The organism is Rhizobium beringeri (assembly GCF_004306515.1).
Classification (GTDB): Bacteria; Pseudomonadota; Alphaproteobacteria; order Rhizobiales; family Rhizobiaceae; genus Rhizobium; species Rhizobium beringeri.
Genome location: NZ_SILG01000001.1, coordinates 1,453,163 through 1,480,099 on the forward strand (window position 1 = coordinate 1,453,163; position 26,937 = coordinate 1,480,099).

The 26,937-nt window shown below is 60.7% G+C and carries 23 protein-coding genes; 15 read left to right on the forward strand and 8 right to left on the reverse strand.

Annotation, left to right across the window (positions count from 1 at the left end):
- Positions 1-115: 115 nt before the first annotated feature.
- Positions 116-1,090, forward strand: a complete 975-nt coding sequence (locus tag ELH03_RS07460; protein WP_197729783.1) for an alpha/beta hydrolase — start codon at positions 116-118, stop codon at positions 1,088-1,090.
- A gap of 40 nt (positions 1,091-1,130) precedes the next feature.
- Here the strand turns inward: ELH03_RS07460 and ELH03_RS07465 are convergent, their stop codons facing one another.
- From ELH03_RS07465 to ELH03_RS07475, 3 genes are all read right to left on the reverse strand, one after another.
- Entirely contained in the window at positions 1,131-1,748 is a 618-nt protein-coding gene (locus ELH03_RS07465; protein ID WP_018072637.1) for a carboxymuconolactone decarboxylase family protein, read from the reverse strand.
- A gap of 63 nt (positions 1,749-1,811) precedes the next feature.
- Positions 1,812-3,347, reverse strand: a complete 1,536-nt coding sequence (locus tag ELH03_RS07470) for a sensor histidine kinase (RefSeq protein WP_128405205.1) — start codon at positions 3,345-3,347, stop codon at positions 1,812-1,814.
- Positions 3,348-3,506: 159 nt separating this feature from the next.
- Positions 3,507-5,474: a helix-turn-helix domain-containing protein gene (locus ELH03_RS07475; protein ID WP_128405541.1), complete on the reverse strand. Its 1,968-nt coding sequence runs from the start codon at positions 5,472-5,474 to the stop codon at positions 3,507-3,509.
- A gap of 117 nt (positions 5,475-5,591) precedes the next feature.
- Here ELH03_RS07475 and ELH03_RS07480 point away from each other — a divergent pair, with 117 nt between their 5' ends.
- Both ELH03_RS07480 and ELH03_RS07485 read left to right on the forward strand, forming a co-directional pair.
- Positions 5,592-6,836, forward strand: coding sequence for an MFS transporter (locus ELH03_RS07480; protein ID WP_128405542.1), 1,245 nt, complete (start codon positions 5,592-5,594; stop codon positions 6,834-6,836).
- Positions 6,833-8,224 (forward strand): amidohydrolase, encoded by a 1,392-nt coding sequence (locus tag ELH03_RS07485; RefSeq protein ID WP_128405543.1) that lies wholly within the window; start codon positions 6,833-6,835, stop codon positions 8,222-8,224. The genes ELH03_RS07480 and ELH03_RS07485 overlap by 4 nt, the downstream gene beginning before the upstream one ends.
- Positions 8,225-8,290: 66 nt before the next feature.
- Here the strand turns inward: ELH03_RS07485 and ELH03_RS07490 are convergent, their stop codons facing one another.
- Together ELH03_RS07490 and ELH03_RS07495 are read right to left on the reverse strand one after the other, a co-directional pair.
- Positions 8,291-8,695 (reverse strand): Imm6 family immunity protein, encoded by a 405-nt coding sequence (locus ELH03_RS07490; RefSeq protein ID WP_128405544.1) that lies wholly within the window; start codon positions 8,693-8,695, stop codon positions 8,291-8,293.
- A 37-nt stretch (positions 8,696-8,732) separates the two neighbouring features.
- Positions 8,733-8,924: a hypothetical protein gene (locus ELH03_RS07495; RefSeq protein ID WP_128405545.1), complete on the reverse strand. Its 192-nt coding sequence runs from the start codon at positions 8,922-8,924 to the stop codon at positions 8,733-8,735.
- A 165-nt stretch (positions 8,925-9,089) separates the two neighbouring features.
- Here ELH03_RS07495 and ELH03_RS07500 point away from each other — a divergent pair, with 165 nt between their 5' ends.
- The 12 genes from ELH03_RS07500 (at position 9,090) to ELH03_RS07555 (ending at position 25,143) form a co-directional block, all read left to right on the forward strand.
- Complete coding sequence (locus tag ELH03_RS07500; protein WP_128410348.1) at positions 9,090-10,139, forward strand: LacI family DNA-binding transcriptional regulator; 1,050 nt, start codon at positions 9,090-9,092, stop codon at positions 10,137-10,139.
- Between the two features lie 5 nt (positions 10,140-10,144).
- Positions 10,145-11,758 carry an acyl CoA:acetate/3-ketoacid CoA transferase gene (locus tag ELH03_RS07505; protein WP_128410349.1) on the forward strand — a complete coding sequence of 538 codons (1,614 nt, stop codon included), beginning with the start codon at positions 10,145-10,147 and terminating at the stop codon, positions 11,756-11,758.
- Positions 11,751-12,530, forward strand: a complete 780-nt coding sequence (locus tag ELH03_RS07510) for an enoyl-CoA hydratase/isomerase family protein (protein ID WP_128405548.1) — start codon at positions 11,751-11,753, stop codon at positions 12,528-12,530. Before ELH03_RS07505 ends, ELH03_RS07510 begins: the two co-directional genes overlap by 8 nt.
- Positions 12,530-14,050 carry an aldehyde dehydrogenase family protein gene (locus tag ELH03_RS07515; protein WP_128405549.1) on the forward strand — a complete coding sequence of 507 codons (1,521 nt, stop codon included), beginning with the start codon at positions 12,530-12,532 and terminating at the stop codon, positions 14,048-14,050. Before ELH03_RS07510 ends, ELH03_RS07515 begins: the two co-directional genes overlap by 1 nt.
- Positions 14,051-14,238: 188 nt before the next feature.
- Positions 14,239-15,501 carry an ABC transporter substrate-binding protein gene (locus tag ELH03_RS07520; protein WP_128410350.1) on the forward strand — a complete coding sequence of 421 codons (1,263 nt, stop codon included), beginning with the start codon at positions 14,239-14,241 and terminating at the stop codon, positions 15,499-15,501.
- Between the two features lie 124 nt (positions 15,502-15,625).
- Positions 15,626-16,579 carry a carbohydrate ABC transporter permease gene (locus tag ELH03_RS07525; RefSeq protein WP_128412889.1) on the forward strand — a complete coding sequence of 318 codons (954 nt, stop codon included), beginning with the start codon at positions 15,626-15,628 and terminating at the stop codon, positions 16,577-16,579.
- Positions 16,576-17,520 (forward strand): carbohydrate ABC transporter permease, encoded by a 945-nt coding sequence (locus ELH03_RS07530; RefSeq protein WP_128412896.1) that lies wholly within the window; start codon positions 16,576-16,578, stop codon positions 17,518-17,520. The genes ELH03_RS07525 and ELH03_RS07530 overlap by 4 nt, the downstream gene beginning before the upstream one ends.
- A 3-nt stretch (positions 17,521-17,523) precedes the next feature.
- On the forward strand, positions 17,524-18,639 hold the full coding sequence (locus ELH03_RS07535; protein WP_130806664.1) for an ABC transporter ATP-binding protein: 1,116 nt from the start codon (positions 17,524-17,526) through the stop codon (positions 18,637-18,639).
- 15 nt (positions 18,640-18,654) lie between these two features.
- Positions 18,655-20,160: a GMC oxidoreductase gene (locus ELH03_RS07540; protein WP_128403050.1), complete on the forward strand. Its 1,506-nt coding sequence runs from the start codon at positions 18,655-18,657 to the stop codon at positions 20,158-20,160.
- A gap of 42 nt (positions 20,161-20,202) precedes the next feature.
- Positions 20,203-21,858 (forward strand): GMC family oxidoreductase, encoded by a 1,656-nt coding sequence (locus tag ELH03_RS07545; RefSeq protein WP_128403049.1) that lies wholly within the window; start codon positions 20,203-20,205, stop codon positions 21,856-21,858.
- Positions 21,859-21,882: 24 nt separating this feature from the next.
- A complete protein-coding gene (locus ELH03_RS07550; RefSeq protein ID WP_128412153.1) occupies positions 21,883-23,052 on the forward strand; it encodes a Gfo/Idh/MocA family protein in 1,170 nt (389 codons plus the stop codon).
- A gap of 6 nt (positions 23,053-23,058) precedes the next feature.
- Positions 23,059-25,143, forward strand: a complete 2,085-nt coding sequence (locus ELH03_RS07555) for an FAD-dependent oxidoreductase (protein ID WP_128412152.1) — start codon at positions 23,059-23,061, stop codon at positions 25,141-25,143.
- Between the two features lie 47 nt (positions 25,144-25,190).
- On the opposite strand, the gene ELH03_RS07560 is transcribed toward ELH03_RS07555, so the two are convergent.
- The 3 genes from ELH03_RS07560 to ELH03_RS07575 all read right to left on the reverse strand — a co-directional run bounded on the left by ELH03_RS07560 (position 25,191) and on the right by ELH03_RS07575 (position 26,921).
- Positions 25,191-25,373, reverse strand: a complete 183-nt coding sequence (locus ELH03_RS07560) for a hypothetical protein (RefSeq protein WP_128412151.1) — start codon at positions 25,371-25,373, stop codon at positions 25,191-25,193.
- A 97-nt stretch (positions 25,374-25,470) separates the two neighbouring features.
- Positions 25,471-26,265, reverse strand: a complete 795-nt coding sequence (gene xth / locus ELH03_RS07565; protein ID WP_128403045.1) for an exodeoxyribonuclease III — start codon at positions 26,263-26,265, stop codon at positions 25,471-25,473.
- Between the two features lie 167 nt (positions 26,266-26,432).
- Positions 26,433-26,921 (reverse strand): hypothetical protein, encoded by a 489-nt coding sequence (locus tag ELH03_RS07575; protein WP_128403044.1) that lies wholly within the window; start codon positions 26,919-26,921, stop codon positions 26,433-26,435.
- Between the last annotated feature and the right edge of the window lie 16 nt (positions 26,922-26,937).

Genomic DNA, 26,937 nt, shown 5'->3' on the forward strand with positions numbered 1-26,937 from the left:
AAGATACTGCCATGGCCGTCATGGCCCGCATCATCGGGAGAGGTTGATGAACCGTCGGATTTTGCCAACTGCCAATCGAAGAGGACCAAAGCGGCCCAGCGGTCTGTTTCCCGCGTTGGTTGCGCTGATGCTGCTCGCCTCGGCGGCGGCCGGGCGAGACATCGGACCGCAAAGCCAAATCTCGCGCGAGCAGGTCGAAAAATTCATCGGCCTCTGGAAGGATCACTTTGCCGGCGCCGATAGCCTGCAGCAGCGGCGGACAGCCTTCAGGACGCTGATGGAGACGACGCCGGGGCCAACGCGCATCCAGGTTCGGCAAGTCGATGCCGACGGCGTCGATGCCGAGTTGATGTGGCCTGCCCGTCTTCATCATCCGATCGGCCAAAGGGTGATCCTCTATGTTCATGGCGGCGGCTTTTCCAGCGGCTCGATCCGCACGCACAGCCTGCTCGCGGGATCTCTCGCCAAGGCCGCGTCCAGCGACGTTCTTCTCGTCGAATATCGGTTGATGCCCGAATATGCTTATCCCGCGCAGATCAACGACGCACTGACGGCCTATCGTTGGCTTCTCGACAACGGCTATCGCAACGAGAACATCGTCGTCGCCGGAGATGGCGCCGGCGGCAATATCGCGATCGAGACGGTGCTGCGGCAGATGCAGGCGGCGAAACCGCTGCCGGCGGCCGTAATTGCCCTGAGCCCCATCACCGATCTTGCCGCGACGGGCGGCTCGATGACATCAAATGCCGGAAACGACCCACTGCTCGGCAAGGCTGAGATCGAGACGCTGCGCAAGACCTATCTCCGCAGCCGGTCTCCGACCGATCCCCAGGCATCACCGCTCTATGCCGACATGGCCGGCTTTCCACCGCTGCTGCTGCAGGTCGGCTCCGGCGAAGTGCTGCTGGATGATACGCTACGGCTCGCCGACAAGGCGCGCCAGGCGGGAGTGGATGTCACCACCGAGGTCTGGCCGGGCATGCCGCATCAGTGGCAGCTGTTTCCCTCGCTGCTCGACGATGCCGATCGGTCGAGCCAGAATATCGCCGAGTTTGCGATCCGGTATTTTGCGGACAAACCGCAGGAATAGGGGCCGCAGGACCAGGCGTCCTGGCGCCTCCGTTATCACATCATTGCGCGCGAGACGGTGACGGCGCCAGGGGCCGCTCGACCTCTCGGCCGACGCTGAGCGTCTTTCGCACATTCGGCTCCAGCCGCTCGATATAGGCATGGTCGGGTGCAGCACCCAGCGCATCCAGCATTTTCGAGAAGAAACACCGGGCCGCTGCCGCAGCCGTGACGTCGAAGACATCGGCATCGCTCAGCCCGTGTTTCTTCAGGCCGTCTATATCCTGCTGCGTCACCGACGTCGCATCGCGCGCCACCTTGGCGGCAAAGGCCATGATCGCGCGCTCGCCGGCATCGATCGGCGCCTTCTCCGTCTCGTTGACAACAGCCGTCAGCCCGTCGCTGGTGAAACCCTCGCGCAGCAGCACCGAGCCGTGCGCCAGCATGCAATACGAGGATTTAAGCTCCTTGGCGGCCGCCAGCGTCACCAGTTCGTAGCGCCGCAAGCTCATATGGCCGCGAATGCTCGAAAGCAGCGCTGCCCAGCTCTCCATCACCTCAGGCCGATGGCCGAAGGCCCGGTACATGTTCGGCAGATAACCATAATTCGCCTCGGCCGACGCATACATCGACGTCGTCTTCTCGCTGGCGGATGCATTGGGGGTGTGAATGAAAGCCATGGCATGATCCTCCTCTATTGTGAGAAGGATAGGGTAGATATGCAGGACAGCAATCCTGAAACATCAGGCAGCGTCATTGGTCGCGGAAGCGTTACCACTTCTCTTGATGGGAAGGGTTATGGTAAATGTCGATCCGCATCCTCTTGCGCTTCGAACCTCTATCGAGCCGCTATGCAGTTCAACGATCTGCTTCACCAGGTTGAGGCCGATACCCGTTCCGGCAATCCCAGTCGAGGTCCGGGCACGAAAATAGCGCTGGAACAGCCGGGGCACGTCTTCTGGATCGATCCCCACCCCGTCATCGCTGATGGAAACTTTAACGTTTCCCGTCTCTGTCCATGCCGTGACGCGAATTTCGGAGGTTCCAGGCGCGTATTTGACGGCATTGGAAAGCAGGTTGGTAAAGACCTGTGCCAAAGTGCGGGGATCGGCATCGATGAACTCCGGCAGCCCATCGATGTCCAACACAAAGCTGTGCGACTTTGCGATCGTCGACTGCCGATCACAACAGGTTTTTATCAATGATCTCAATGCGCAGGCGTCGTAATTGATATCGATCTTGCCGGTATCGAGGCGTCCCGCTGACAGGATGCTCTCCATGAGATCGACAATCCGGTTCACCGATGCGCGGATTTGATCGACCTTGTCGCTGAGAAATTCGGGCTCGATCGCCCCCCTTTTTCGCAGCAGCCGCTGGGCAGCGGCGTCGATGATTGCCAGCGGGGTCCTGAATTCATGGGATGCCATCGCCACGAATTGCCGCTGTAATTCGTTGATGTTCCGCTCCTGCGCCAGCATGCGCTCGAGTTCCCGTGCCTGGCGCTCGACTTCCGCCGTGCGGCTTTGCACTGTTGCTTCGAGCTGATCGTGATGCCGGCGCAACTCTTCGGCAAGTCGAACGGTCTTGGTGACGTCCTCATGGGTGGCCACGTATCCACCGTTTTGCATCGGATTGTGGGTGATCTTGATAACGCGCCCATCGGCCAGGACGATGTTCTGGCTGGCCGGCGCACCGCGGGCTGTCGCTTCAAAGACCACGTCAAAATAGGTAGTGGTATCGGCCGGGCCATTTCCCTCCCGGCTACGATAGGCCAGGATATCCACAAGCGGCGTTCCCGGTTGCGTCAGAAGGTCCGGCAGATTGTACATCCGCGCGTAGGAGGCGTTGCACAATATCAGGTTCTTGGTCGAATCGAACATGCACAGCCCATGCGGCATGTTGCTGAGGGCTGCGTCGAACCGGCGATGTTGTTCGGTGAGGCTGTCTTCGACCCGAATGAGAGTCGAGATGTCTTCGTAACTGAGGATCCAGCCTCCATCCCTCGATGGGGCGCAGGTCAACGAGACCATCCCTCCGTCGGAAAGGGCAAACTGAGACGTGGGCCGTCCACCGACCGTCGACCGCCGGGATGCCACCGCACGGCAGTCTGCGGTGCCCGGCAATCCGTCGATATTCATGCCTTTGCGGATGGCTCCTTGCGGAAGGCCGAGAATATCAAGCGTGCGTGAATTGAAAGCCGTCACCGTACCTGCAGGATCAAGCAGAACAATGCCCTGAGGCAGGCTCTCCAGAATGGATTCAAACGAGTGTGACATCATCCGGCCCTGCTTCAGATCTGGCGCGTTGCACGTATCCGTAGCATTCGTCAGAAACGATAAAGTTTCGCTAATGTCTATCGGCGGGAATTGCTCGACGGAAACCTGGAGCACACGCCTGATCCGGAATTCTTCTGTCGTTTGCGATAGGCGAACCAGCGTTCAAGCGGAAGCTGCTTTGCTTCTGCCGGAAGGCTGCGGCGAACCGTATGTCGACTTCAGATGGAACGCCAGGCTGAGCAGCAGATAATCGTCCTTGTTGTCAATGTCCTTGCCCATCAATAGCTGCGCCCGCTGCAGCCTTTGATAGAGGGTGTTGGTGTGTATGCCGAGGGAGGCCGCTGCCTTGGACGCTGATTTTCCGCTCTCGATGTAGATTTCCAGCGTCCTTAGAAGGGCGCCGCCGTTTGCTTCATTCTCGAAGGGAGCGAGTATCTGATCTGCGAATTCGAGGATATCAGCAGCGGATTGTTTGCGTAGCAGTCTGTCTATGCCGGTCTCGCTGTGCATGAGGATGCCCGCCCGATGCCGCATGCTCATGAGATGCGCGGCCTCGACAGCCTGGACGGCGGCTTCGGGATAACGATGGGGCGCGCTTTGAATCAGGCTCGCCCCGCAACACCATCCCGCCGCAACCGCCTGGTCGCCGATGGATTCCAGGTTCGTCCTCAGGGTTTCCTCGGTGGCAGCGCAGAACAGCAGGAAGACGCCTTCGTCCGTATAGAACGACAGCTGGTTGCGGATCGTCGCCGCCTTCAATGCCTGCTGCAGCGTTCTCTGCAGGAACAGGCTCTGGTTCTGGGCGCTCTGCTGCTCGTGCCTGACAAAGATGATCTGGCAGTACTTCCTGATCTGAAAGCCGAACCGGACGGCTCCGCCGGACGTGACGAGATCATCCCTTCCCAAGGCCTCGAAGTGCTTCCGTCTCTTGCTGTTGAGGATTTCGTCCTGTGACGCGCTGCGGACAATTTCCAGCGCGACGAAAGCGGAAACCACGCCGAGGATCGCAGCGCAGTAGCTTGCATTGTCGCCGCGCTCGAAATGGAAGGTTCCGACGACGTCGTCGGCGACACGGACGGGATGCACGAGGACGACCTCCGTGGTCTTCGGCTCGTTCCATTCCTTGGAGCCGAACGTCGTTCCAAAAATATCGGCGTAGTGGAAATCGATGCCGTAATGCGTCGCTATTTCCTCGAGATGTTCGCCGAGGGGCCGGTGGTGCGTGAAGATGGAGAGGATGTCGTTATGGGCCGAGAGCGAGCGCGCCAGCTCCGCATTGCGCTTTTCGATCTCCAGCCGCATCCGGTTGATGCTTTCATTCGATCGGACGGCCAGCTCGTAGGCCTGCGACTTCTTGTAGGCGATGGCAAGCTGCGTCGCCACGGCTGCAAGCAGGCTTACGCTGAATTCACCATAGGAGGACCCCTCCCGAAAGGACATGACCGTCAGCGTTCCCAGCGTCGTCGTGTCCGTCCTGATGGGAACGCAGATAAGGCTATGAGAGAGCCGCTGTTCGGACAGGAAGCGAACGTTCGGCGGACGCAGGTTCGCATGAGCGTCCCTGATATCGTCGGGCGAGTTCAGCAGGACGGGCGTTCCGGTCGAGAACACGCTGCCGGAGATCGATTCTTGAGGCGTGGTGCGATAATTGTAATAATCGTCGTCGAAGCCGACCTGCGACACCGGAATGAGGAGACCCGACGCCTCGTTGTAAAGTCTCAGTACGCCAGCATCGCTCTCGGCTATCACACTGAGCGTCTGCTCGATCGCGTTCATGTTGATCTCGTTCGGATCGAGAGAATCGAGGACATTGCGATTGATGGCATTCATGGCCTGGACCGCGCGGTTCTGAAAGCGGATGACTGCGCTAAGCACTATCTTCTGTAGGCGGGCGAAGACGGTTTCATAGTGGGCGCCGGGAATCCGCACCTCGCAGACGGCCCCTGCAAAATAGGAAATATCGGCGGTCAATATGGCATCGTCTTCGTCGCGGCGGTGGCTGAAGGTGATTGTAGGTTCCGACGCGTCGGTGTCCGGAATCGTCGGTCGACCCGAAGCTCGCCGCCAGCTTACGAGCGGTCGGCTCGACAAAAGCAAAAGCGAACTCTCGATTTCGTCCATGATCGTCATATGGCGGCCCTGTGTCTTTTCACACAAATAAACCGAGTGTGATGTGTGTTTCAACATCCAAAAACGGCTGCTCACATATTAAGCATGTTTTATAAACGCTCAAAAGGGGAGCATTCCATGCTTAGTCAAATCAAGCGCAGGCACATCATTGTCGCGATGTTGTTCATCTGCTGGGTCGTCGGGTTCCTCGACAAGACCGCGATCAACATCGCCATCATTCCGATCGTCGACGAGTTCCACCTGACCTCCGAACAGTCCGGGATGATCATCAGCGCATTCTTTCTCGCCTATTCTCTGACCCAGCTCGTCGGAGGATATCTTGTCGATCGGCTGGGAACCCGCTCGGTCTTGACCTCAGCGGTCGGCATCTGGTCGCTCGGAACGATCGCGTGCGGCGCCGTCGGTTCCGCCATGGGGCTCGCCGTGTCGCGCGCTCTGGTCGGAATGGGCGAGGCTGTCTTCCCGGCGGGAAGCTCCGTCGCCATAACCGAGAACTTCAAAAAGGAGAGCATGGCCAGGCCGAAATCGGTCATTCAGTCGGGAGCGTCCGTGGGCTTCGCCGTAGGCTCGCTGGTAACCACGGCGTTGATCGCCTACTTCAACTGGCGAGTCATGTTCGTCACCCTCGGCCTGGTCGGACTGGTTCTTGCAATTGCGCTCTATCTGGTCATGAAACCCGTGGTCGGCGCGGGTTCGATCTCCGCCGGCCCGAAGACGGGAAAGTCGGAAAAAGCCCGGATCACGGCTCTGCTCAAGAACGCACTGACCTGGAAGATCGCTCTCTGCTACTTCTTCACCAACATCGTGTTTTGGGGTCTCCAGTCCTGGCTCCCGTCCTATTGGGTGAAGGTCAAGGGCATGAGCATGATGTCGATGGGCGCATATTCGGCGATCCCGCCGACGCTCGGCTTCCTGTCCTTCCTGTTTTGCGGCTGGCTGCTCGACCGCTATTTCCACAAGAAGGAAAAGTACCTCATCTGCATCGGCGCCCTGGTGTCGGCGGTGTTCATCTATCTGATGGCCAACGCCACATCCATCCCGCTGGCCTTCTTCTATCTCACAGTTTCAAACGTCTTCCTGAATGCGATCTCGATCAGCGTGTTCGTGACGATCATGAAGCACTACCCCAGTCACTCAGTGGGGACCGCGACGGGCCTGATCAATTCCCTCGCTCAGATCGGATCCTTCGTCTCGCCGACAGCGATCGGAGCCATCCTGCACGCCACAGACCAGAACTATCAGACAGCCTTCCTGGCGATGATCGGCTGCGCTGTGGTGACCTTCGCCGTGGCGGCGACGCTTCCGACCGGAAGCAAGGACGAACTGGTCGCCGATCAAGCAATTCCAGGACTGGTGAAATGACATATATCGACATCATCGAGCGCGTGGTCACCGACAAGGCGGAAGGGCTGCAGTCGGCAGCCAATGAAATCTGGTCCTTCGCCGAAATCCGATATGAAGAGTACAAGTCGGCCGCACTGCTCGCCGACGTTCTCGAAGCGGAGGGGTTCGCCGTCGAGCGCCGAGCCGGCGGCATCGAGACGGCTTTCGTCGCAAGCTATGGCGAGGGACAACCCGTCGTGGCGATCCTGGGCGAGTTCGATGCGCTTCCCAATCTCAGCCAGGAGGGCGACGTTGTTGGATACAAGCCCGTCGTCCCCGGCGGTAACGGTCATGGATGCGGACATAATCTGCTGGGTGTCGGCTCCCTGGCCGCCGCCATGGCGCTTAAAGCCTGCAAGGACGAGCTCGGGCTTGCCGGTACGGTCCGCTTCTACGGCTGTCCTGCCGAAGAAGGCGGCGGCGGAAAGGCCTTCATGGCCCGAGAGGGATTGTTCGATGGCGTCGACGTCGCCTTCACATGGCACCCGTGGGATGAGAACCTCGCCTACCATGCAAGAATGCTGGCGACGAACCAGGTCTACTTCACTTTCCGTGGTGTGAGCGCACATGCGGGCTTCGAGCCCCATCTCGGGCGAAGCGCGCTCGATGCAGTCGAGCTGATGAATGTCGGGGCAAATTTCCTGCGCGAGCACATCGTCCAGGACGGCAGAATTCACTATGCGATAACGGATACCGGCGGAAAGGCGCCCAATGTCGTGCAGTCGCAGGCCGAAGTACTCTACAAAGTCCGCGCGCCGCTGATGGATCAGGTGCGGGACATCACCGAACGGGTCAAGGACGTGGCTCGCGGAGCGGCTCTGATGACGGGAACGGAGGTCGAAATCACCTTCGATGCAGCCTCTGCCGACCTCATACCGAACGCCACGTTGGCGGGTGTGCTTCACCAGGAGCTCGGCAAGATCGGCGGAGTGTCCTTTTCGAACAGCGAGAAGGAGTTCGCAGCGGAGATCCAGAGGACTTTTCCGAGGGACGTTCAAGCCCGCATTGAAAAGCGCGGGACGATCCTCTCCGAACATGTCAACGAACTCGTAGAAAAGCCAACCTTTCTGCACGGTTCGACCGACGTCGGCGACGTCAGCTGGATCGTTCCCACCGGACAGGTCTATATGGCGACATCAGCCTACGGAACACCTCCACATAGCTGGCAGATGGTTGCGCAGGGAAAGACCTCCTATGCCCATAAGGGAATGCTCCAGGCCGGCAAGGTGATGGCCGCCGCCGCCGCCAGGTGTCTCCAGGACAGCGAGTTGATCGGCCGGGCGAAGCAGGAGCACGTTAGGGAACTCGGAGGCGCTTCTTACAAGCCTCTCATTCCGCTCGAGACGAAACCGATGAAGGTCCGCTAGGCAACGCGGACGGTTATGTGAGCCATGAAATAATTACGGCGAGGAACGGCGAGTGGCGAGTGGACTTCAGCCGAGTTTGGCCAATTGCTCGTCTAGAAGGTCAAGGCTGTCCTCTCCGACCTCGTTGACGTCACTCGGCATGGGCTCACCGGTCTCCTGGTAAACAAGCCAGGCGACGTACATGGTTGCCGTCGTCAGCGCGTTCCAGCCGTCTTCGCTGGGCTTTCCGACCGCCTCGGAGAGCCGACGGAGCGTCCCGCGCTCATCGTCGCTGTAGACGAGATCGGTGAAGTCTCGGCCACTCAGGCGTCCGCCACCACCCCAATTGCGGATTGCCGCCAAGGCGGCCTCTGCTTCGGGGGCGTAAGGTTCGGTGTGCTCGATTTGCGTGACCAAAAACGCGGCGACGGCTGCCAAGCGCCGTGCTTGTTCGCGTGGCGGCAGAAGGCTCAGCTCGGCGCGCAATTTCATGTCACCATGGTCTCCACTGGGCTTGTTACAACGTCTGTTAACACAGAATAGAAACCCTTCCTGCTTTTGCCAGAAGGTCCGCCGATTGGGCCGCATTGATCGCTTCGACAGAAATACCGGGCGAGCCTGAATCTTCCACATTTTTGCTGCCAATGCATCGGTCGGTCGTGCACCACGCACGATTTTGCAGGTCGAAAAATATCGACAGATGCCTCTCAGTCATGATCATCTTTAGATCGTTCCAATTTAAAGGATGAGATTTCGGCAATCGGGGAGGCGGAAATTTGCCGCAGATGCTCCTAATTGATAACAGTATGTATAAATTTCACTTGACAGAATTGGAACGTTCCAAATATTTAAGGCGATCGCTCGATGTTGGCGCCGGGAGGAAGATGTGACAAAGGCGCGGGTAACCGTCATTGACATTGCGAAGGCCGCAGGCGTCTCCAAATCGACGGTTTCGCTGGTGCTTCAGGGCTCCTCCCTGGTCAATGAGGGGACGCGTGCCAAGGTCAATGCGGTGATGCGCGAACTGGGCTACGTCTACAATCGCGGCGCAGCCAATCTTCGCCAAGCCAGTGCCAAATCGAGGATCATCGGGGTCGTCGTGAACGACCTGACGAACAGCTTCTTCGCGGAACTGGCGGTCGGCGTCGATGTGGTCGTTCAGTCGGCCGGATTCGTGCAGTTCCTGTCTAACACCAGCGAGAGCATCGACAGGCAGCGCGAGGTTGTCGCATCGATGCGGGAACATGGCATTTCGGGGCTCATCGTGTCGCCGGCGCGCGCCACCGATGCCGCAGATTTCAAACCACTCGTCGCCGCAGGGATTCCGGTGGTGGTCGTCGTCAGAAACCTGCCTGGTGCCAAGGTCTCGTCCGTCGTCTCCGACAACCGGGCCGGCATGATGTCGGCGGTCAAGCACCTGTCGGAGCTCGGTCACAAGCGCATCGCTTTTCTCGGCGGCTTTCCCGACACCGCTGTCTTCGACGACCGCCTTGCCGGTTACCGAAGCGGCATAGAGGCAGCCGGGCTCGACTATCACCAAGAGCTTGTCATCTCGTCGGCGCCTTCGCGAGCCGGCGGGGTAGAGGCGATCGGAAAAGCAATCGCTCTTGCCGATAGGCCCACGGCAGCCGTCTGCTTCAACGATGCCGTAGCCTTTGGTGTTTGCGATGGATTGCGTGCGCGCCGTCTGGAGCCCGGCTCCGACTTCGCGGTCGTGGGTTTCGACGACGTCATCGAGGCTCAGGCGGCGGTTCCCGCGCTCACGACGGTTTCGGTCGATCCGCAGGGCATTGGGCGCCGCGGCGCGCAGCTGCTTCTCAAGCAGATCAATGCGGGCAAGGCCGAGGCGGAGACGGTGATAACAGCGGTTCGGCTGGTTGTTCGCGAGAGCTGCGGAGCCCGCAAGAGCATAAAATCGAAACAGGACTCTGAGTAACGCCAATGAAGAAGCATCTCACCCCGACCGAAGCCGCCGCGCAGATCCCGGATGGCGCTGTTGTAACGGTGTCTTCCTCGAGCGGTCTCGGTTGCCCGGACCTCATGCTGAAGGCGATTGGCGAACGTTTCGATGCGACCGGCCACCCTCGTGATATCACGACCCTTCACCCCATCGCCGCCGGCGACATGAGCGGCATCAAGGGTGTCGATCATATCGCCAAGAAGGGCCTGCTCAAGCGCATCATCGGTGGTTCCTATCCGTCCGGTCCATCGTCATCTGAGCCGCCGCTGATCTGGCAAATGATCACCAACAACGAAATCCCGGCCTACAACATTCCCTCGGGTATCCTCTTCGATATTCATCGCGAGGCCGCCGCGAAGCGGCCGGGCGTTCTGACCAAGATCGGCATCGATACATTCGTCGATCCCGAGCGGCAGGGTTGCGCGATGAACGGCCTGGCTTCGGAGCATCCGGTGGTCAAACGCGTGCGCTTCGAGGACGACGACTGGCTGTTCTTTCCCTCGATCATCCCTGAGGTCGCCATCATCCGCGCCACCACCGCCGACGAGCGCGGCAACCTCACATACGAACATGAAGGCGCCTATCTCGGCGGCCTCGATCAGGCGCTTGCCGCACGCAACAACGGCGGCATCGTCATCGCGCAGGTCAAGCGGATCACCAAGGAAGGCTCACTGAAACCCCATGACGTCCGGGTGCCTGGAATGCTGGTCGATTATGTGATCGTCGATCCGGAACAGAAGCAGACGACGCAGACGCAATACGATCCCGCGATTTCGGGGGAGATCTTCCGCCCGCTCGATAGTTTCAGCGTTCCGGAGTTCAATGTTCAGAAAGTCATTGCGCGTCGTGTCGCGCAGGAACTTCAGGCGGGAAGCTGCGTCAATCTCGGCTTCGGCATATCGGCCAACGTGCCACGAATTCTGCTGGAGGAAGGGCTCCACGGCGCGGTCACCTGGGTCATCGAGCAAGGCGCGGTCGGTGGGGTGCCGCTGCTCGACTTCGCCTTTGGCTGCGCCTCCAACGCCGACGCCTACATGCCGTCTCCCTATCAGTTCACCTATTTCCAGGGTGCAGGCTTCGATGCATCGCTGCTGTCCTTCCTCGAGATCGGCAAAGACGGTTCGGTCAACGTCTCCAAGCTTTCCTTCCGGCCGCATGTGACGGCTGGCGCCGGAGGCTTCGTCGACATCACGGCGCGGGCGAAGAAGATCGTATTCTCAGGCATGTTCAATGCCGGAGCGAAGCTTTCGATCGCCGATGGAGCTCTTCTCATCGAGAAGGAAGGCAAGCTGAAGAAGCTCGTGAACGCGGTCGAACATGTCACTTTCAGCGGCAGGCGCGCGATCGAGCAGGGGCAGGAGATCACCTATGTCACCGAGCGGTGCGTGATGAAGCTGACGCCTGGTGGTATCGTCCTCACCGAGATTGCGCCCGGCGTCGATCTCCAGTCTCAGATCCTCGATCAGTCGGAATTTCCGCTGGTCATCGCGCCCGACATGAAGGTCATGGACGCCGCGCTCTTCCGGGAAGCAAACATCAGCCTGTCGCTTCCAGCCAAAGGGGCACGGACGCTGGAGGGCAGCTTCCATGGTTAGCGGAACAGTCAGAATTGACGTCGATGGACATGTTGCGACGCTGACGATTTCTCGTCCGGAGAAGCTGAACGCGCTCGACCTCGACATGCTCAAGGCGTTGGCAGACGCGGCCGACGAGGTGGAGGCCAACGCCAATGTGCGCGCTGCCATTCTCACAGGCGAAGGAAAGGGCTTTTCCGCCGGAGGCGATATCAAGGCCTGGGGCGGAATGTTGCCTCAGGAGTTCGGTCATCTCTGGGTTCGGCACGGCCACCGTATCTTCGAAAGGCTGGCGACGCTCAGGGTGCCGCTGGTCGCGGCTCTGAATGGCCATGCCCTCGGAGGAGGGCTTGAACTTGCTGGGGTTGCGGACATTCGCCTCGCCGAGGAACAGATCAAGATCGGTTTGCCGGAGACCGGCCTTGGAATGGTTCCGGGCTGGTCCGGGACCCAGCGTCTTGTGCGCCGGTTCGGGGCGCAGGCTGTCCGGCGTATGGCCTTGGGCGGCGAGATATTCACCGCCGAGGAGGCACGCCTGCTCGGGATCGTAGACGCGGTTGTTCCCACAGGAAACGCGCTCGCCGCCGCCAGGGAATATGCGCAGCGGATCGCCGCAAGGGGGCCGGCTGCGACCGAGATCGCGAAGTTGATGATCGCATCGGCGAACGGCGAAGACAATGGAACCGCGGTCGAAGCCCTCGGCTCGATCCTCGCTGCGAAGACCGGCGATCTGAAGGAGGGCGTCGCATCATTCAGCGAGAAGCGCCCGGCAACGTTCAAGGGAGAATGGTAATGACGGTTCTCGTCAACCCCACCGCGCTCAGCGACCACAAAGCGCGTGATTTCAAGATGCTCATCGATGGCAGATGGGAGGCTGGTGCCTCCGATCCGATCGAGCGTGTCGCGCCGAGCCATGGTGTCGTGGTCAGCCGGTTTCCGACCGGCAGCAAGAAGGACGCCGAGCGTGCGATCGCTGCGGCACGCAAGGCCTTCGACCTCGGGCCGTGGCCTCGGATGACCGCTTCCGAACGTTCCGCCATCCTGCTTAAGGCTGCCGATTTGATCGCGGCGCGTGCAGAGGAGCTGGCATTTCTCGATGCTATCGAGGCAGGAAAGCCGATCACGCAGGTACGGGGAGAAATTGCAGGCTCCGTTGACATTTGGCGCTATGCGGCGGCTCTTGCTCGCGACCTCCATGGTGAAAGCTATAACACGCTCGGCGATGGCACACTCGGCGTCGTCTTGCGCGAAGCGATCGGCGTGGTGTCGATCATCACGCCTTGGAACTTTCCGTTCCTGATCGTCGGCCAGAAGTTGCCGTTCGCCTTGGCCGCTGGCTGCACGACTGTCGTCAAGCCCTCGGAGCTGACCTCAGGATCGACGCTGGTGCTGGGAGAGATCCTGCAGGAGGCCGGCATTCCGGATGGCGTCGTCAACATTGTCACCGGCACGGGACCAGAGGTCGGCGCGGTCATGACGTCTCATCCCGACGTCGACATGGTGTCCTTCACCGGCTCGACCGGTGTCGGAAAGCTGACGATGTCGAATGCCGCACAGACGCTGAAAAAGGTCTCGCTGGAACTGGGTGGGAAGAACCCGCAGATCGTGTTCCCGGATGCCGATCTGGATGCCTTCATCGATGCCGCGGTCTTCGGCGCATACTTCAATGCCGGCGAGTGCTGCAATGCCGGCTCGCGGCTGATCCTGCACAAATCAATCGCTTCCGATGTCGTCAAGCGGATTGCCGAATTGTCGAAGGCAGTGAAGGTCGGCGATCCGCTCGACCCTTCGACGCAGGTCGGCGCCATCATCACGCCGCAGCACCTGGAGAAGATATCGGGATACGTCGCCGGCGCGAGGAGCAGCGGTGCCCGGCTTGCCCATGGCGGCGAGACGCTCGACCTCGGCATGGGGCAGTTCATGTCGCCGACGATCCTCGAAGAGGTCACCCCTGATATGGCCGTGGCGCGCGAGGAAGTCTTTGGTCCGGTGCTTTCGGTCCTGACATTCGAGACATCCGCCGAAGCCATCAAGATTGCGAATTCCATCGAATACGGCCTGTCGGCCGGTGTCTGGAGCCGCGATTTCGACACGTGCCTGACGATCGGCCGATCGGTGCGGGCGGGCACGGTCTGGATGAACACCTTCATGGACGGCGCCTCGGAACTTCCCTTCGGCGGTTACAAGCAAAGCGGCCTTGGTCGCGAACTCGGCCGCCATGCGGTCGAAGATTACACCGAGACCAAGACACTCAACATGCATATCGGCAAACGCACCAGCTGGTGGATGCCGCAGACGGAAAAGCTGGCCTAACGCATCGGCCCGAAAATCGGAATCGATTTTCGGAAAGCACGATGTGTAGATTCAAAGTGTTACAGCGTCCTTTGCGCGTCTGAAGACGCGCGGCGCTGTAACGGCAACGAGACTACGCCCGGGGAGGGCGGGTGATTGGTGCGGGAATGGGTCCCGCATCTTCCAAACTTGAACTGGGAGGTTCTTCGATGAACAGGTTTTTGACCACGACCGCAATGATCGCATTGGCTCTGGCGGGCGCCAGCGTGTCCGCACGCGCAGCCGACGTGAAGGAAGTACAGATGCTGCACTGGTGGACGTCAGGTGGGGAGGCAGCGGCGCTGAACGTATTGAAGCAGGATCTTTCGAAGGAAGGTTTTGCCTGGAAGGACGTTCCGGTTGCCGGCGGTGGCGGCGATGCGGCGATGACGGCGCTGAAGGCGATGGTTGCGGCCGGCACCTATCCGACAGCCTCGCAGATGCTCGGTTATACCGTGCTCGATTATGCCCAGGCCGGTGTCATGGGCGATCTGACGGAGACGGCGAAGAAGGAAGGCTGGGACAAGTCGGTTCCGGCAGCGCTGCAGAAGTTCTCGGTCTATGACGGCAAGTGGGTTGCTGCCCCTGTTAACGTCCACTCGGTCAACTGGCTGTGGATCAACAAGGCTGTGATGGACAAGATCGGCGGCACCCAGCCGAAGACCTTCGACGAGCTGATCGCACTGCTCGACAAGGCCAAGGCCGCTGGCGTCATCCCGCTCGCCCTTGGCGGCCAGAACTGGCAGGAAGCGACGATGTTCGATTCCATCGTGCTGTCGACCGGTGGTCCGGAGTTCTACAAGAAGGCCTTCAACGACCTCGACGAGGAATCGCTGAAGTCCGACACGATGAAGAAGTCCTTCGACAATCTGGCGACGATCATCAAATATGTCGACCCGAACTTCTCGGGCCGTGACTGGAACCTGGCAACCGCCATGGTCATCAAGGGTGACGCGTTGGTGCAGGTGATGGGTGACTGGGCCAAGGGCGAATTCGTCGCCGCCAAGAAGACGCCGGACACCGACTTCCTGTGCTACCGCTTCCCCGGCACCGACGGCAGCGTGGTCTACAACTCCGACATGTTCGGCATGTTCAACGTTCCCGACGACCGCAAGGCTGCCCAGGTGGCGCTGGCGACGGCAACGCTGTCGAAGAGCTTCCAGTCGGCCTTCAACGTCGTCAAGGGTTCGGTGCCGGCCCGTACCGACGTTCCCGATACCGACTTCGACGCTTGCGGCAAGAAGGGCATCGCCGACCTGAAGGCAGCCAATGAAGGCGGCACGCTGTTCGGCTCGCTGGCGCAAGGCTATGGCGCACCGCCGGCGATCGCCAATGCCTATAAGGATGTCGTCTCGAAGTTCGTCCACGGCCAGATCAAGACCTCCGACGAAGCCGTCAAGCAGCTCGTCCAGGCGATCGACGACGCCCGCTGAGATCACTGTCGACTAAAAATGCTTCCCCGCCTGCTGGCGGGGAAGCTTCAGGCTCCGCGATCATACGGGATGATCATGCAGGGCCGATTGCCCGGACGATCATGCAGGCAGGAGATGACATTCCATGAGCACCGTTGCGACCACCGATCCGGTTTTGACGCCGAGGCAATCGACGGGGATCTCGTTGAGGGGCCGGCTGCAGGATGCGCTGCCGAAGATCGTCTTGGCGCCGAGCTTCGTCATCACCATCATCTTCGTCTACGGCTTCATCGTCTGGACGGCCTATCTGTCGTTCACCAATTCCAAGACCTTTCCCTCCTATGCGCTGACCGGCGCGCGCGCCTATCAGCGGCTGTGGCGCTGGACCTTCGAGAGCGATCCGCCGTCCTCCTGGTACACCTCGATCACCAACATGGCGATCTTCGGCTTCCTCTATATCGGCATCTGCCTGGTGCTCGGTCTCTTCCTCGCCATCCTGCTCGACCAGAAGATCCGCGGCGAGGGGCTGCTGAGGCCGATCTTCCTCTATCCGATGGCGCTCTCCTTCATTGTCACGGGGGTTGCCTGGAAATGGTTCCTCGATCCTGGCCTTGGGCTGGAACAGACGCTGCACCATTTTGGCTGGACGAGCTTCCACTTCGACTGGATCAAGAACAAGGACTTCGTCATCTACACCGTCGTCATCGCCGGCGTCTGGCAGGCGTCGGGCTTCGTCATGGCGATGTTCCTGGCGGGCCTGCGCGGCATCGACGGCGAGATCATGAAGGCCGCCCAGATCGACGGCGCCTCGCCATTCCAGCTCTATCGGCGCATCGTCATCCCGCTGCTGCGGCCGATCTTTCTGTCCGCCTTCATCGTGCTCGCCCATATGGCGATCAAGTCCTATGACCTGGTGGTGGCGCTGACCTCGGGCGGTCCCGGCGGCTCGGCCTGGCTGCCGTCCAACTTCATGTACGAATACACTTTCAAGCGCAACGAGATGGCCGTCGGCTCGGCCAGCGCCATCATCATGCTGATGACCATCTCGGCGATCATCGTGCCCTATCTCTATTCCGAACTGAAGGAGAAGGCGCGATGAGCAGCGTGACGTCTCCGACAGCAACCTCGCAGAACAGCAACAACACCCGCTGGATCGGCCGCACCGTCATCTACGGCCTGCTGCTGGTCTTTGCCGTCCTCTACCTGATGCCGCTCTTCGTCATGCTGACGACCTCGTTCAAGACCATGGACGAGATCCAGAACGGCAACATGCTGGCGCTGCCGCAATCGCCGACCTTCGATCCCTGGATCAAGGCCTGGGGTGAGACCTGCGTGGGGCTCACCTGCGCCGGCATCAAGGGCTACTTCTGGAACTCGATCAAGATGGTCGTGCCGGCTGTCGCGATCTCCACCATCATGGGGGCGCTGAACGGCTATGTCCTCACCAAATGGCGCTTTCCCGGCCACACGCTGGTGTTCGGGCTGATGCTGTTTGCCTGCTTCATCCCGTTCCAGTCGGTGCTGCTGCCGATGGCAACGATCCTCGGCAGCCTCGGCCGCTTCGGCGCCACACTGCAGAATGCCACGGGCTGGAACTTCGGCTTCGGCAATCCGACCGTCAATCTGGTCTTCGTCCATGTCGTCTATGGCTTGGGCTTCACGACGCTGTTCTTCCGCAATTTCTACGAGGCCTTTCCGACCGAGCTGGTGCGGGCCGCCCAGGTCGATGGCGCCAGCTTCTTCCAGATCTTCCGCCGCATCATGCTGCCGAACTCGCTGCCGATCATCGTCGTCACGGTGATCTACCAGTTCACCAATATCTGGAACGACTTCCTGTTTGCCTCTGCCTATGCCGGCACCGGTGAATCCATGCCGATGACGGTGGCGCTGAACAACGTCGTCAACACCTCGACCGGGGTGGTCGAATACAATGTCAACATGGCGGCTGCGATGATCGCAGCCGTGCCGACGCTCATCGTCTATATCCTCGCCGGCCGCTACTTCGTGCGCGGTCTGATGGCGGGCGCTGTCAAAGGGTAATCCATGGCCTTCCTCGAAATCTCCGGTCTCAGAAAGCGCTTCGGCGCCGTCGACATTCTCAAGGGGATCGACCTCGAACTCGAAAAGGGCGGCTTTCTCGTGCTGGTCGGCCCGTCCGGCTGCGGCAAGTCGACGCTGCTCAACACCATTGCCGGGCTGGAGACGATCACCTCTGGCGATATCAAGATCGACGGGCGCGACATCAGCGGGCTGCATCCCTCCAAGCGCGACATCGCCATGGTGTTCCAGTCCTATGCGCTCTATCCGAACATGACGGTGGCCGGCAACATCGCCTTCGGCATGGAGATCCGCGGTGTGCCGAAGGAGGAGCGTGTCAAGGCGATCGGCCAAGTCTCCGACATGCTGCAGATCGGTCATCTGCTTGACCGCAAGCCGAGCCAGCTCTCCGGTGGCCAGCGCCAGCGTGTCGCCATGGGCCGGGCGCTGGTGCGCAATCCGCAGGTCTTCCTGTTCGACGAGCCGCTCTCCAATCTCGATGCCAAGCTGCGCGTCGACATGCGCACCGAGATCAAGCGGCTGCACCAGCGCATGGGCACCACCTTCGTCTATGTCACCCATGACCAGATCGAGGCGATGACGCTGGCGACCAAGATCGCCGTGCTGAAGGATGGCGTGCTGCAGCAGTTCGGCACGCCGGCCGAGATCTATAACAGCCCCTCCAATATCTTCGTCGCCGACTTCATGGGCTCGCCGGCGATGAACCTGCTCAACGCCACCGTCGAAAACGGCGCCGGCGGGCTCGAAGTCTCGCTGGAGCGGCCGAATGCCGCCCCGCTGAGGCTCCCCGTCATCTCAGGCAATGACGGCCTGACCGCCTATACCGGCAGACAGGTGATCTTCGGCATCCGGCCGGAGGCCTTGACCGATCCCGATGGCGCCGACCGCAAGGCGCGCTCGCTGACCGAGGGCGATTGCCTGATCGAGGTGGTCGAACCGGCCGGCTCCGACACCTTCGCCGTCACCAAGCTCGGCGGCAAATCCGTCGTCGCTCGCCTGCGCGCCGATACCGGCATCGCTCCAGGACAAAACACCCGCCTCGCATTCAATCTCGATAAGGCCGTCTTCTTCGATCCCGAGAGCCAGGCGCGGATCGGGTGATGGCCAGGTGCTAACATGAGCAGTTCACCTGACATCGTCATCATCGGTTCAGGCGTCGGCGGCGCCACGGTCGCGGCCGGCCTGGCCGTGACAGGTGCGCAGATATTGATCCTCGAAGCCGGCGAGCATATCGCCGACCTTCCGGTCAACCGCGACCAACGCGCGATCTTCCAGCGGGGACATTTTCGTCCGAAGGAAACCTGGTATGAGGCGAACGGCAAGGGGTTCAATCCCGGCAATTATTACAATGTCGGCGGGAATTCGAAGTTCTATGGCGCAGTATTGTCGCGCTATCGCAGCCAAGATTTCGAAGTGATCGAGCACCGGGAGGGTGTGTCGCCGGCCTGGCCGTTTCCGTATGAGGTGCTGGAGCCGTGGTATTGCCGGGCGGAACGCATGTACCAGGTCCGCGGCAGTCTGGGCGAAGATCCCACGGAACCGTACCACTCGGCGGCCTACGAGTACCCGCCCATCCCGGACGAGGCGCCGATTGCCGATATCAGGGCGCGCCTCAAGCAGAAAGGCCTGCATCCGTTTTCCCTACCGCTCGGCCTGGATCTTGACGCCTGGCTCTCCAAAGCACGCACGCCCTGGGATGCGCATCCAAACGCACGCGACGGCAAGATGGATGCCGAGACCGCAGCCCTCTCAGTAGCGCTGAGACACGAGAACGTGCGGCTTGAAACCAATGCACGTGTGACGAGGCTCGACACGGGAGCGGGGAGCCGGATCGACCGGGTGACCTACATCAAGAACGGGCAGACGGTGACTGTTTCGCCTGAGATCGTGATCCTCTCCGCTGGGGCGGTCCAATCATCAGTGCTTTTGCTGCGTTCGAAAAACGACCGCTTCCCAAAGGGGCTGGCGAACTCTTCCGACCAGGTTGGCCGCAACTTCATGAATCACAATGCGTCCGCCGTCATCGGGGTCTCTCCGCGGTTCAGGAATACCTCCATCTACCAGAAGACGTTTGCTTTCAACGACTTCTATCTCTCCGACGGGGAGGGTGGACCACCCCTCGGCAACGTGCAGCTCCTCGGTCGCATCTCTGAAAAGGTTCTCAAAGGCTCTCTGCCGCAGGCTCCGGAGTGGCTTCTGCGCTTCATCACGGGCCATGCCATCGACTTCTATGCGATGAGCGAGGACGTTCCCAATCCCGAAAGCCGCGTCAAGGTGGATGGAGATCGGATTATTCTCCAATGGCAGCGAACCAATTGGGACGCCCATCTCGCACTTGTCGCCAAGCTGAAGGCTATACTGAAGTCGATTGGATTTCCGATCGTGCTGTCGAGACCCTTCGACAAGCGCACGCCCTCCCATCAGTGCGGAACGATCCGGATCGGAAACGATCCCGCGGCTGCGCCGCTCGACGCGTATTGCCGGGCTTATGATCACGAAAACCTCTTCGTCGTCGACGCGAGTTTCCTCCCGACATCGGCTGCGGTGAATCCCGCGCTCACCGTGGCCGCCCAAGCGCTGAGAGTGGCAGATCACATCGCATCGAAGGACTTGCAGGCATGAGACGCGCGCTGGCAGACCGAACGGACAAAATAGGACAGTAAGATGGGTTTCGACTATATCATCACCGGCGCCGGGCCTGCAGGATGCGTGTTGGCAAGCCGGCTGAGCGAAGATCCCGATGTCAGCGTACTCCTGCTTGAAGCGGGCGGAGGCGACTGGAATCCGCTCTTTCACATGCCAGCGGGCTTCGCCAAGATGACCAAAGGCGTCGCCAGCTGGGGTTGGGAAACCGTTCCTCAGAAACACATGAAAGGCCGCGTGCTTCGTTATACGCAGGCGAAAGTCATCGGCGGCGGCTCGTCCATCAACGCACAGCTCTACACGCGCGGAAACGCGGTGGATTATGACCTCTGGGCCCGCGAAGACGGCTGCGAGGGCTGGGACTACCGTTCGATCCTTCCCTATTTCAAACGCGCGGAGGACAATCAGCGCTTCGCTGACGACTATCACTCCTATGGCGGTCCGCTGGGTGTCTCGATGCCGGCTGCGCCGTTGCCGATCTGCGACGCCTATATCCGCGCAGGGCAGGAGCTCGGCATTCCCTATAATCACGACTTCAACGGACGCCAGCAGGCCGGAGTGGGATTTTATCAGCTCACGCAGCGCAACCGCCGCCGGTCGTCGGCTTCGCTCGCCTATCTCTCGCCGATCAAGGACCGGAAGAACCTGACGGTCCGGACGGGCGCGCGCGTCGCGCGGATCCTCCTGGAGGGAGGCCGTGCGACAGGCGTCGAGATCGTGACCTCGCGCGGCTTGGAGATCGTGCGCGCCGAACGCGAAGTATTGGTTTCGTCGGGCGCAATCGGATCGCCGAAGCTGCTTTTGCAGTCCGGCATAGGACCGGCCGATCATCTGCGGTCGGTGGGCGTCAAGGTGCTCCACGATCTGCCGGGTGTCGGCGGTAACCTCCAGGATCACCTGGATCTTTTCGTCATCGCCGAATGCACGGGCGATCACACCTATGATGGCGTCGCAAAACTCCACCGGACACTTTGGGCCGGGATTCAATACGTCCTGTTCCGGACCGGTCCTGTCGCCTCGTCGCTCTTCGAGACCGGCGGCTTCTGGTATGCCGATCCCGAAGCCCGTTCTCCTGATATCCAGTTCCACCTTGGTCTGGGTTCAGGCATCGAAGCGGGTGTCGAACGGCTCAAGAATGCCGGTGTCACGCTTAACTCAGCCTATCTGCATCCGCGCTCGCGGGGGACAGTCCGTCTGTCATCCTCGGACCCGGCCGCCTCTCCATTGATCGACCCCAACTACTGGTCCGATCCCCATGACAGGACGATGTCCCTGGAGGGGCTCAAGATCGCCCGCGAGATCATGCAGCAGGCGGCGCTGAAGCCCTTTGTCATGGCCGAAAGGCTTCCCGGACCGAAGGTCATGACCGACGAACAGCTTATCGACTACGGCTGCGCCAACGCAAAGACCGACCATCATCCAGTCGGCACCTGCAAGATGGGGAGAGGGCCTGACGCGGTTGTCGGGCTTGATCTCAAGGTCCATGGCCTTGAAGGCCTCAGGGTCTGCGATTCATCCGTCATGCCGCGCGTGCCGTCATGCAATACCAACGCGCCGACGATCATGGTCAGCGAAAAGGGATCGGACCTCATCCGGGGCTTGCCGGCACTTGCCCCCACCATCTTCGCCTACGAACGCAACGATGCGAGGCCTCGGGCCCGCACCGAAATCCGGTAAGCCATGCCGAGAGGAGAGACGACAATGTCTGAAGTCAGAGTTGCAGTGCTTGGCGCCTCGGGCTGGATGGGAAAGGTCCACACGATGGCGTATCAGACCTTTCCGCATTTCTTCGGAGTGTCGGACGGAACGGCACGGATCGTCGCTCTTGTCGAAGGTCCCTCGAAGACAGCCGGTGATCTTTCCCACAGGGCGCCGGGTGCAAGAATTCTTCAGGATTGGAATCTCGCGGTCGCGGATCCGGATGTCGATCTGATCGATATCTGCCTGCCTGACCACCTTCACTACCAGGTGGCCAAGGCGGCCTTGCTGGCCGGCAAACATGTCTATTGCGAGAAGCCGTTGGCAAACACCGCCGCCGAGGCGCGGGAACTGGCCGACATCGCCCGGGCGAAGGGTGTCATTACCCGCGTTGGACACGCCTTTCCTCGCAATCCCGTCCATGATCTGGCGAAAGACGTCATTCAATCCGGCGAAATCGGCGAGATCAAGCTGTTCCGCGGCTGCCAGCACGTCGACATGTATGGCGATCCGAGCGCGCCCTTTATGTGGCGCGCCGACGGAAAGCTTGCGCCGACCGGGATTGTCGGTGATACCGGTTCGCACATCTTCAGCTTCATGGATTTCCTGGTCGGCCGCGTCAGTTCGCTGATCGCCGACAATCTCATTGTGACGCCGCGTAGGCCTGTCGTCGAGGGCCTTGCCTATGGCGAGCAAGTGAAACTGTCAGGCAATGAGTCCTGGGCTGATATCACCAATCCCGATGCGACGAACCTGCTGTGTCGGTTCGAGAACGGCGCCGGCGGGATCGTCGATTTCAGCCGTGTCGCGACCGGCCGCAAGTTCATGCAGACCTACGAAATCTATGGAACGAAAGGCAGCATCGCCTATACCTATGACGAGATAAACCGGCTGCGCTTCTACTCCAACGACGACCGGACGGGGCGGCGCGGTTTCCGGGAGATCGACGTGGGTCCGGAGACCCCCACCTTCAGGGCTTTCCTTCCTCTGCCGAATTTCGGCCTAGGCTACAATGAAAGCAAGATCATCGAGGTGGCCGAGGTGATCCGCTCGATCGTTGCAAACAGGCCGATGTGGCCGACATTCGATACCGGCCACCACATCTGCCAGATCGTCGACGCATGCATGGAGTCCTCCCGGCAAAAGCGCTGGGTCGACATCCCGCTGGGTTGAACGCCAATGACCATAGACGTTCCGCAGGAAATTCTTGACGCACTGACCGATGTCGACATGCCGTGGCTTCCAACCGAGCCAGCCCCTTCGGAAGTGATCCGGCTCGCCGACGTCGAGGTGCCGATCTATCGGGCTGGTTGCGTCGTTGTCGGATCCGGCGCGGCAGGTCTGCGAGCCGCGGTGGAAATGAAGCGGCGTGGCGATGCTGTCATCATCGTCAGCCAAAGCGCGTGGGGTGGAACCTCGGCCTGTTCGGGATCCGATAAGCAGACCCTTCACACTGCAAATACGGCGGATCAGGGCGACAATTACAAGGCGATGGCCCGAGCCATCCGCAGCGGCGGCGCAATGGACGAGGATACGGCCTATGTCGAGGCTGTGGGTTCGTCGCGGATGATGGCGTCGCTTCAGTTCCTGGGTCTGGCGCTGCCGCAGGATCGGCTTGGCGGGACGCTCAGATATCAGACCGACCATGACGAGGTCGGCCGCGCCACCAGCTGCGGCCCGCGCACCTCGCGCCTGATGGTCAAGGTGCTGGCCGAGGAGGCGATCCGGCTCGGAGTGCCGTTCTATAACCAGACCACCGCTGTAAAAATCCTCACCGGGGGCGATGGCGCTGACCGCCATGTTGTCGGCATACTCGCCATGCGCGCCAGCGACCGCACGGAGGAGAACCCGCTGGGCACCGCGCTGTTCGTCAGTGGCGTGATCGTGCTCGCCGCAGGCGGGCCGGGCGAACTTTATCGCGACAGCGTTTATCCCAACGGTTGCTTCGGCTCTCTCGGATTGGCGCTCGAGGCAGGCGTCGAGCTCGTCAACCTGACCGAAAGCCAGTTTGGGATCGGCACGCGCAGGGAAGGGTTCCCATGGAATCTGTCCGGCACCTACGTCCAGGCGATCCCGCATATCTACTCGCTCGATAGCGAAGGCGCCGAGCACCACTTCCTGGCAGAATATTACCGCAGCACGCAGGAGCTGGCGTCGAATGTCTTCCGCAAAGGCTATCAGTGGCCATTTCACGCGACGCGCATGCTCGACTTCGGGTCAAGCCTGGTCGACCTTGCCATCTCTAGCGAAACCGCCGCAGGGCGGCGCGTCTTTATGGATTTCAATCGCAATCCCCTATCCGTGCCGGGCGATCTGCCGTTCAGCCTGGAAAGACTGGATGAAGACGTCCGCGAATATCTCGGCAAGGCCGGCGCCGACCAGGACATGCCGATCGATCGTTTGAAGCATATGAACCCGCTCGCGATCGAGCTCTACCGCCGCTACAAGATCGATATTGCCGAAGAGCCGCTGGAATTTGCGGTCAACAATCAGCACATGAACGGCGGCATCATGGTCGATACCTGGGGCCGCAGCAATCTCGGTGGCTGTTACGCGATCGGAGAAGCGGCGGGCACCCACGGCGTGACGAGACCGGGTGGAGCGGCGCTCAATGCCGGGCAAGTCTTCGGCACCCGGGCGGCCGAGCACATCAGCGCGAGCCTCAGGGCGAAGAGGCACCCCACGGGGGATATAACCGATATCGCAGAGGCGGGCATCGCCGACCTCTTTGCCGGCCTTCGCAAGGAGAGCGCGCTCACCGTCAAATCAATCCGCTTGGCAGTGCAGGCACGAATGAGCGAGAAGGCTGGCATCATCTGCGATCAGGAGGGCGTAGGCCGAGCCTTGATCGAAGCGCGGAAACTGAACGCTGAAATTCGCGCCGGCGGCATTGCCTATGGTCGCGCAGCGGAGGCGGTTCGAGGCGTGCAATGGCGGCATATGGCGCTCGCCTCGGAAGCCGTGCTCAGCGCGCTTGATTTCTTCATTCGCAATGGAGGAGGCAGCCGTGGCGCGCGCGCAATATGCGATGCGGAGGGCGAATCTCTACCGCTTGCGAGCGCAGCGCCGTTGCAGGATTATCGTTTCCGGAAGGAACGCGAAGCGCATCGCGAGGAGCAGATCGTCGTTCGGCTTGATGGCGATGAGATCAGGCTTTCAACGCGTGCGAACCGCACGCTGGATGAAAGCGCCAGGTCCTTCTTCGAGCGAGACTGGCCAGCCTGGCTGACAGGCCGCATCTACGATCTGGGCGCAGACGAATGAGGCGATGCCAGTGATAGGATTGCCTTCGAGAAGGGCAATCCGCTCGATCAATCCGGATTCGCAACGGGAGGGGGAACCCGGACGCGCTCGGTATTGTCAGAGCCTTCGGCGATGGCTTCCTCGCTTCTGCGCACCCGCCTTGGCGGATCCTTTCCTTCGATCGGCTTCGGCGACAACTGATCGTCGGCCTGGATCTCGTCGGTGTTCAGGTAGTTCTTGCTTTCGTTCATATCGGTCACTTCGGTTGGATAATTGCGGGGCAGGTCCTTCGCATCCGCGCTTTAAAAGCTAACTCTCGGCGACATGACAGGTTCCCTCGCCCGCCGCTCATAGGTCGGCTTCCGCCTCGGAAACGTCGAGCTCGATCATGACCGGCGCGTGATCGCTCGTATGCTCCCAGCCGCGTGGCTTTCGCCGGACGGTCGCCGATCGAAGCCACGGGGCGATTGCCGGACTGAGCAGGAAGTGGTCGATCCGAAGCCCTGCGTCACGTTCGAAGCTGTTCCGCCAGTATTTCCAGAAGGTGTAGATCCGCTCCTCTGGATGCAGCTCTCTGACGGCGTCGGTCCAGCCCTGGGCGACGAGATGAGCATAGGCCTTGCGCACTTCCGGTCTGAAAAGCGCATCGTCCAGCCAGCGTTCCGGTTTGTATACGTCGATCTCCGTCGGCATCACGTTGAAGTCGCCGGCGAGGATCGAAGGCACCCCGATATCGAGGAGTTCGATGGCGTATTCGTGCAGGCGACGGAACCAGCGAAGCTTGTAATCGAACTTTGCTCCTGGGAACGGATTTCCGTTCGGAAGATAGAGGCATCCGATCAGGATACCGTCGACGACAGCTTCGATATACCGGCTGTGGGTATCATCAGGATCGCCGGGAAGACCGCGCCGCGTCAGGGTCGGGGTTTTGCCCTTCGCCAGGATGGCCACCCCGTTCCAGGATCTCTGTCCGTGCCAGACGGCGCCGTAGCCGGCCCGTTCGATCTCCTTTCGTGGAAACCCGGCGTCGTCTGTCTTCAGTTCCTGGAGGCAGACCACATCAGGAGCGTCCTCCTTGAGCCAGCGCAGCAGGATCTGCAGCCGTCCATTAATGCCGTTGACGTTATAGGTTGCGATTTTCACGATGCCCTCGGAAATCGAAGCACAGACGGGCTCTAGAAGCGCGCCTGGGTTTCCGCCTCAGGAAATCCCCGCCCGCAATCGTCCCAATCGTCCCAATAGAGGCGGCTCTCCACACCGTAATGTCCCGCCGGTCGAATCCTCTCGGGGTGCGACTGTCACTTGGCTCCTCAACGCGTCGCACCGAAGACGAAGGCGATGCCGGCGACGATCGCGACCGCTGTGAGCGGCTGCCGGCGTATGCGATCCTCGAGGTCGTGGACGAATGTGCGAGCCTCCGCCTTTGCCAGGCGGGCTGTTCCAGAAGCCAGATCCGAAGCGGATTCGGCCACACGACCGGCTTCTTTCTGAAGCGCGCGCATTTCCTGGCGATCGACATCGGAGGAGCGGGCAGTTTCACCGGTCGAGCGCAGGGTTTGATCCACGAGCGGAAACTCGTCCTCCAGCTTGGTGGGATCGGGCTCTCGCTTCACGCGCTCAGCCGCCTCGACGTCGCTGCGGCCGGCGGGAATTGAGGTGTGGGTGGCTGACACCGGATCGGACGCCGGAAAGGTGTCCTCGATTGCTTTGTCGAGTTCGCCTTTTCGGGTCTGCTTCCGCTGCTCTGCCTGCTCTTTTCGCATGGACTGGACTGCGGGGGATTCATTCGGGTTTGCCATCGGGGTTTCCTCTGTT

Excerpts from the sequence above, each read along its gene's own strand:
- ELH03_RS07490 (WP_128405544.1), bottom strand. The coding sequence starts at position 8,695 with ATGAAATTGCGCGCCGAGCTGAGCCTTCTGCCGCCACGCGAACAAGCA.
- ELH03_RS07545 (WP_128403049.1), top strand. The coding sequence starts at position 20,203 with ATGGGTTTCGACTATATCATCACCGGCGCCGGGCCTGCAGGATGCGTG.
- ELH03_RS07480 (WP_128405542.1), top strand. The coding sequence starts at position 5,592 with ATGCTTAGTCAAATCAAGCGCAGGCACATCATTGTCGCGATGTTGTTC.
- ELH03_RS07470 (WP_128405205.1), bottom strand. The coding sequence starts at position 3,347 with ATGATGTCACACTCGTTTGAATCCATTCTGGAGAGCCTGCCTCAGGGC.
- ELH03_RS07505 (WP_128410349.1), top strand. The coding sequence starts at position 10,145 with ATGAAGAAGCATCTCACCCCGACCGAAGCCGCCGCGCAGATCCCGGAT.
- ELH03_RS07555 (WP_128412152.1), top strand. The coding sequence starts at position 23,059 with ATGACCATAGACGTTCCGCAGGAAATTCTTGACGCACTGACCGATGTC.
- ELH03_RS07530 (WP_128412896.1), top strand. The coding sequence starts at position 16,576 with ATGAGCAGCGTGACGTCTCCGACAGCAACCTCGCAGAACAGCAACAAC.
- ELH03_RS07560 (WP_128412151.1), bottom strand. The coding sequence starts at position 25,373 with ATGAACGAAAGCAAGAACTACCTGAACACCGACGAGATCCAGGCCGAC.
- ELH03_RS07550 (WP_128412153.1), top strand. The coding sequence starts at position 21,883 with ATGTCTGAAGTCAGAGTTGCAGTGCTTGGCGCCTCGGGCTGGATGGGA.
- ELH03_RS07485 (WP_128405543.1), top strand. The coding sequence starts at position 6,833 with ATGACATATATCGACATCATCGAGCGCGTGGTCACCGACAAGGCGGAA.
- ELH03_RS07520 (WP_128410350.1), top strand. The coding sequence starts at position 14,239 with ATGAACAGGTTTTTGACCACGACCGCAATGATCGCATTGGCTCTGGCG.
- ELH03_RS07535 (WP_130806664.1), top strand. The coding sequence starts at position 17,524 with ATGGCCTTCCTCGAAATCTCCGGTCTCAGAAAGCGCTTCGGCGCCGTC.
- ELH03_RS07465 (WP_018072637.1), bottom strand. The coding sequence starts at position 1,748 with ATGGCTTTCATTCACACCCCCAATGCATCCGCCAGCGAGAAGACGACG.
- ELH03_RS07475 (WP_128405541.1), bottom strand. The coding sequence starts at position 5,474 with ATGACGATCATGGACGAAATCGAGAGTTCGCTTTTGCTTTTGTCGAGC.
- ELH03_RS07515 (WP_128405549.1), top strand. The coding sequence starts at position 12,530 with ATGACGGTTCTCGTCAACCCCACCGCGCTCAGCGACCACAAAGCGCGT.
- ELH03_RS07510 (WP_128405548.1), top strand. The coding sequence starts at position 11,751 with ATGGTTAGCGGAACAGTCAGAATTGACGTCGATGGACATGTTGCGACG.
- ELH03_RS07575 (WP_128403044.1), bottom strand. The coding sequence starts at position 26,921 with ATGGCAAACCCGAATGAATCCCCCGCAGTCCAGTCCATGCGAAAAGAG.
- ELH03_RS07525 (WP_128412889.1), top strand. The coding sequence starts at position 15,626 with ATGAGCACCGTTGCGACCACCGATCCGGTTTTGACGCCGAGGCAATCG.
- ELH03_RS07495 (WP_128405545.1), bottom strand. The coding sequence starts at position 8,924 with ATGATCATGACTGAGAGGCATCTGTCGATATTTTTCGACCTGCAAAAT.
- ELH03_RS07540 (WP_128403050.1), top strand. The coding sequence starts at position 18,655 with ATGAGCAGTTCACCTGACATCGTCATCATCGGTTCAGGCGTCGGCGGC.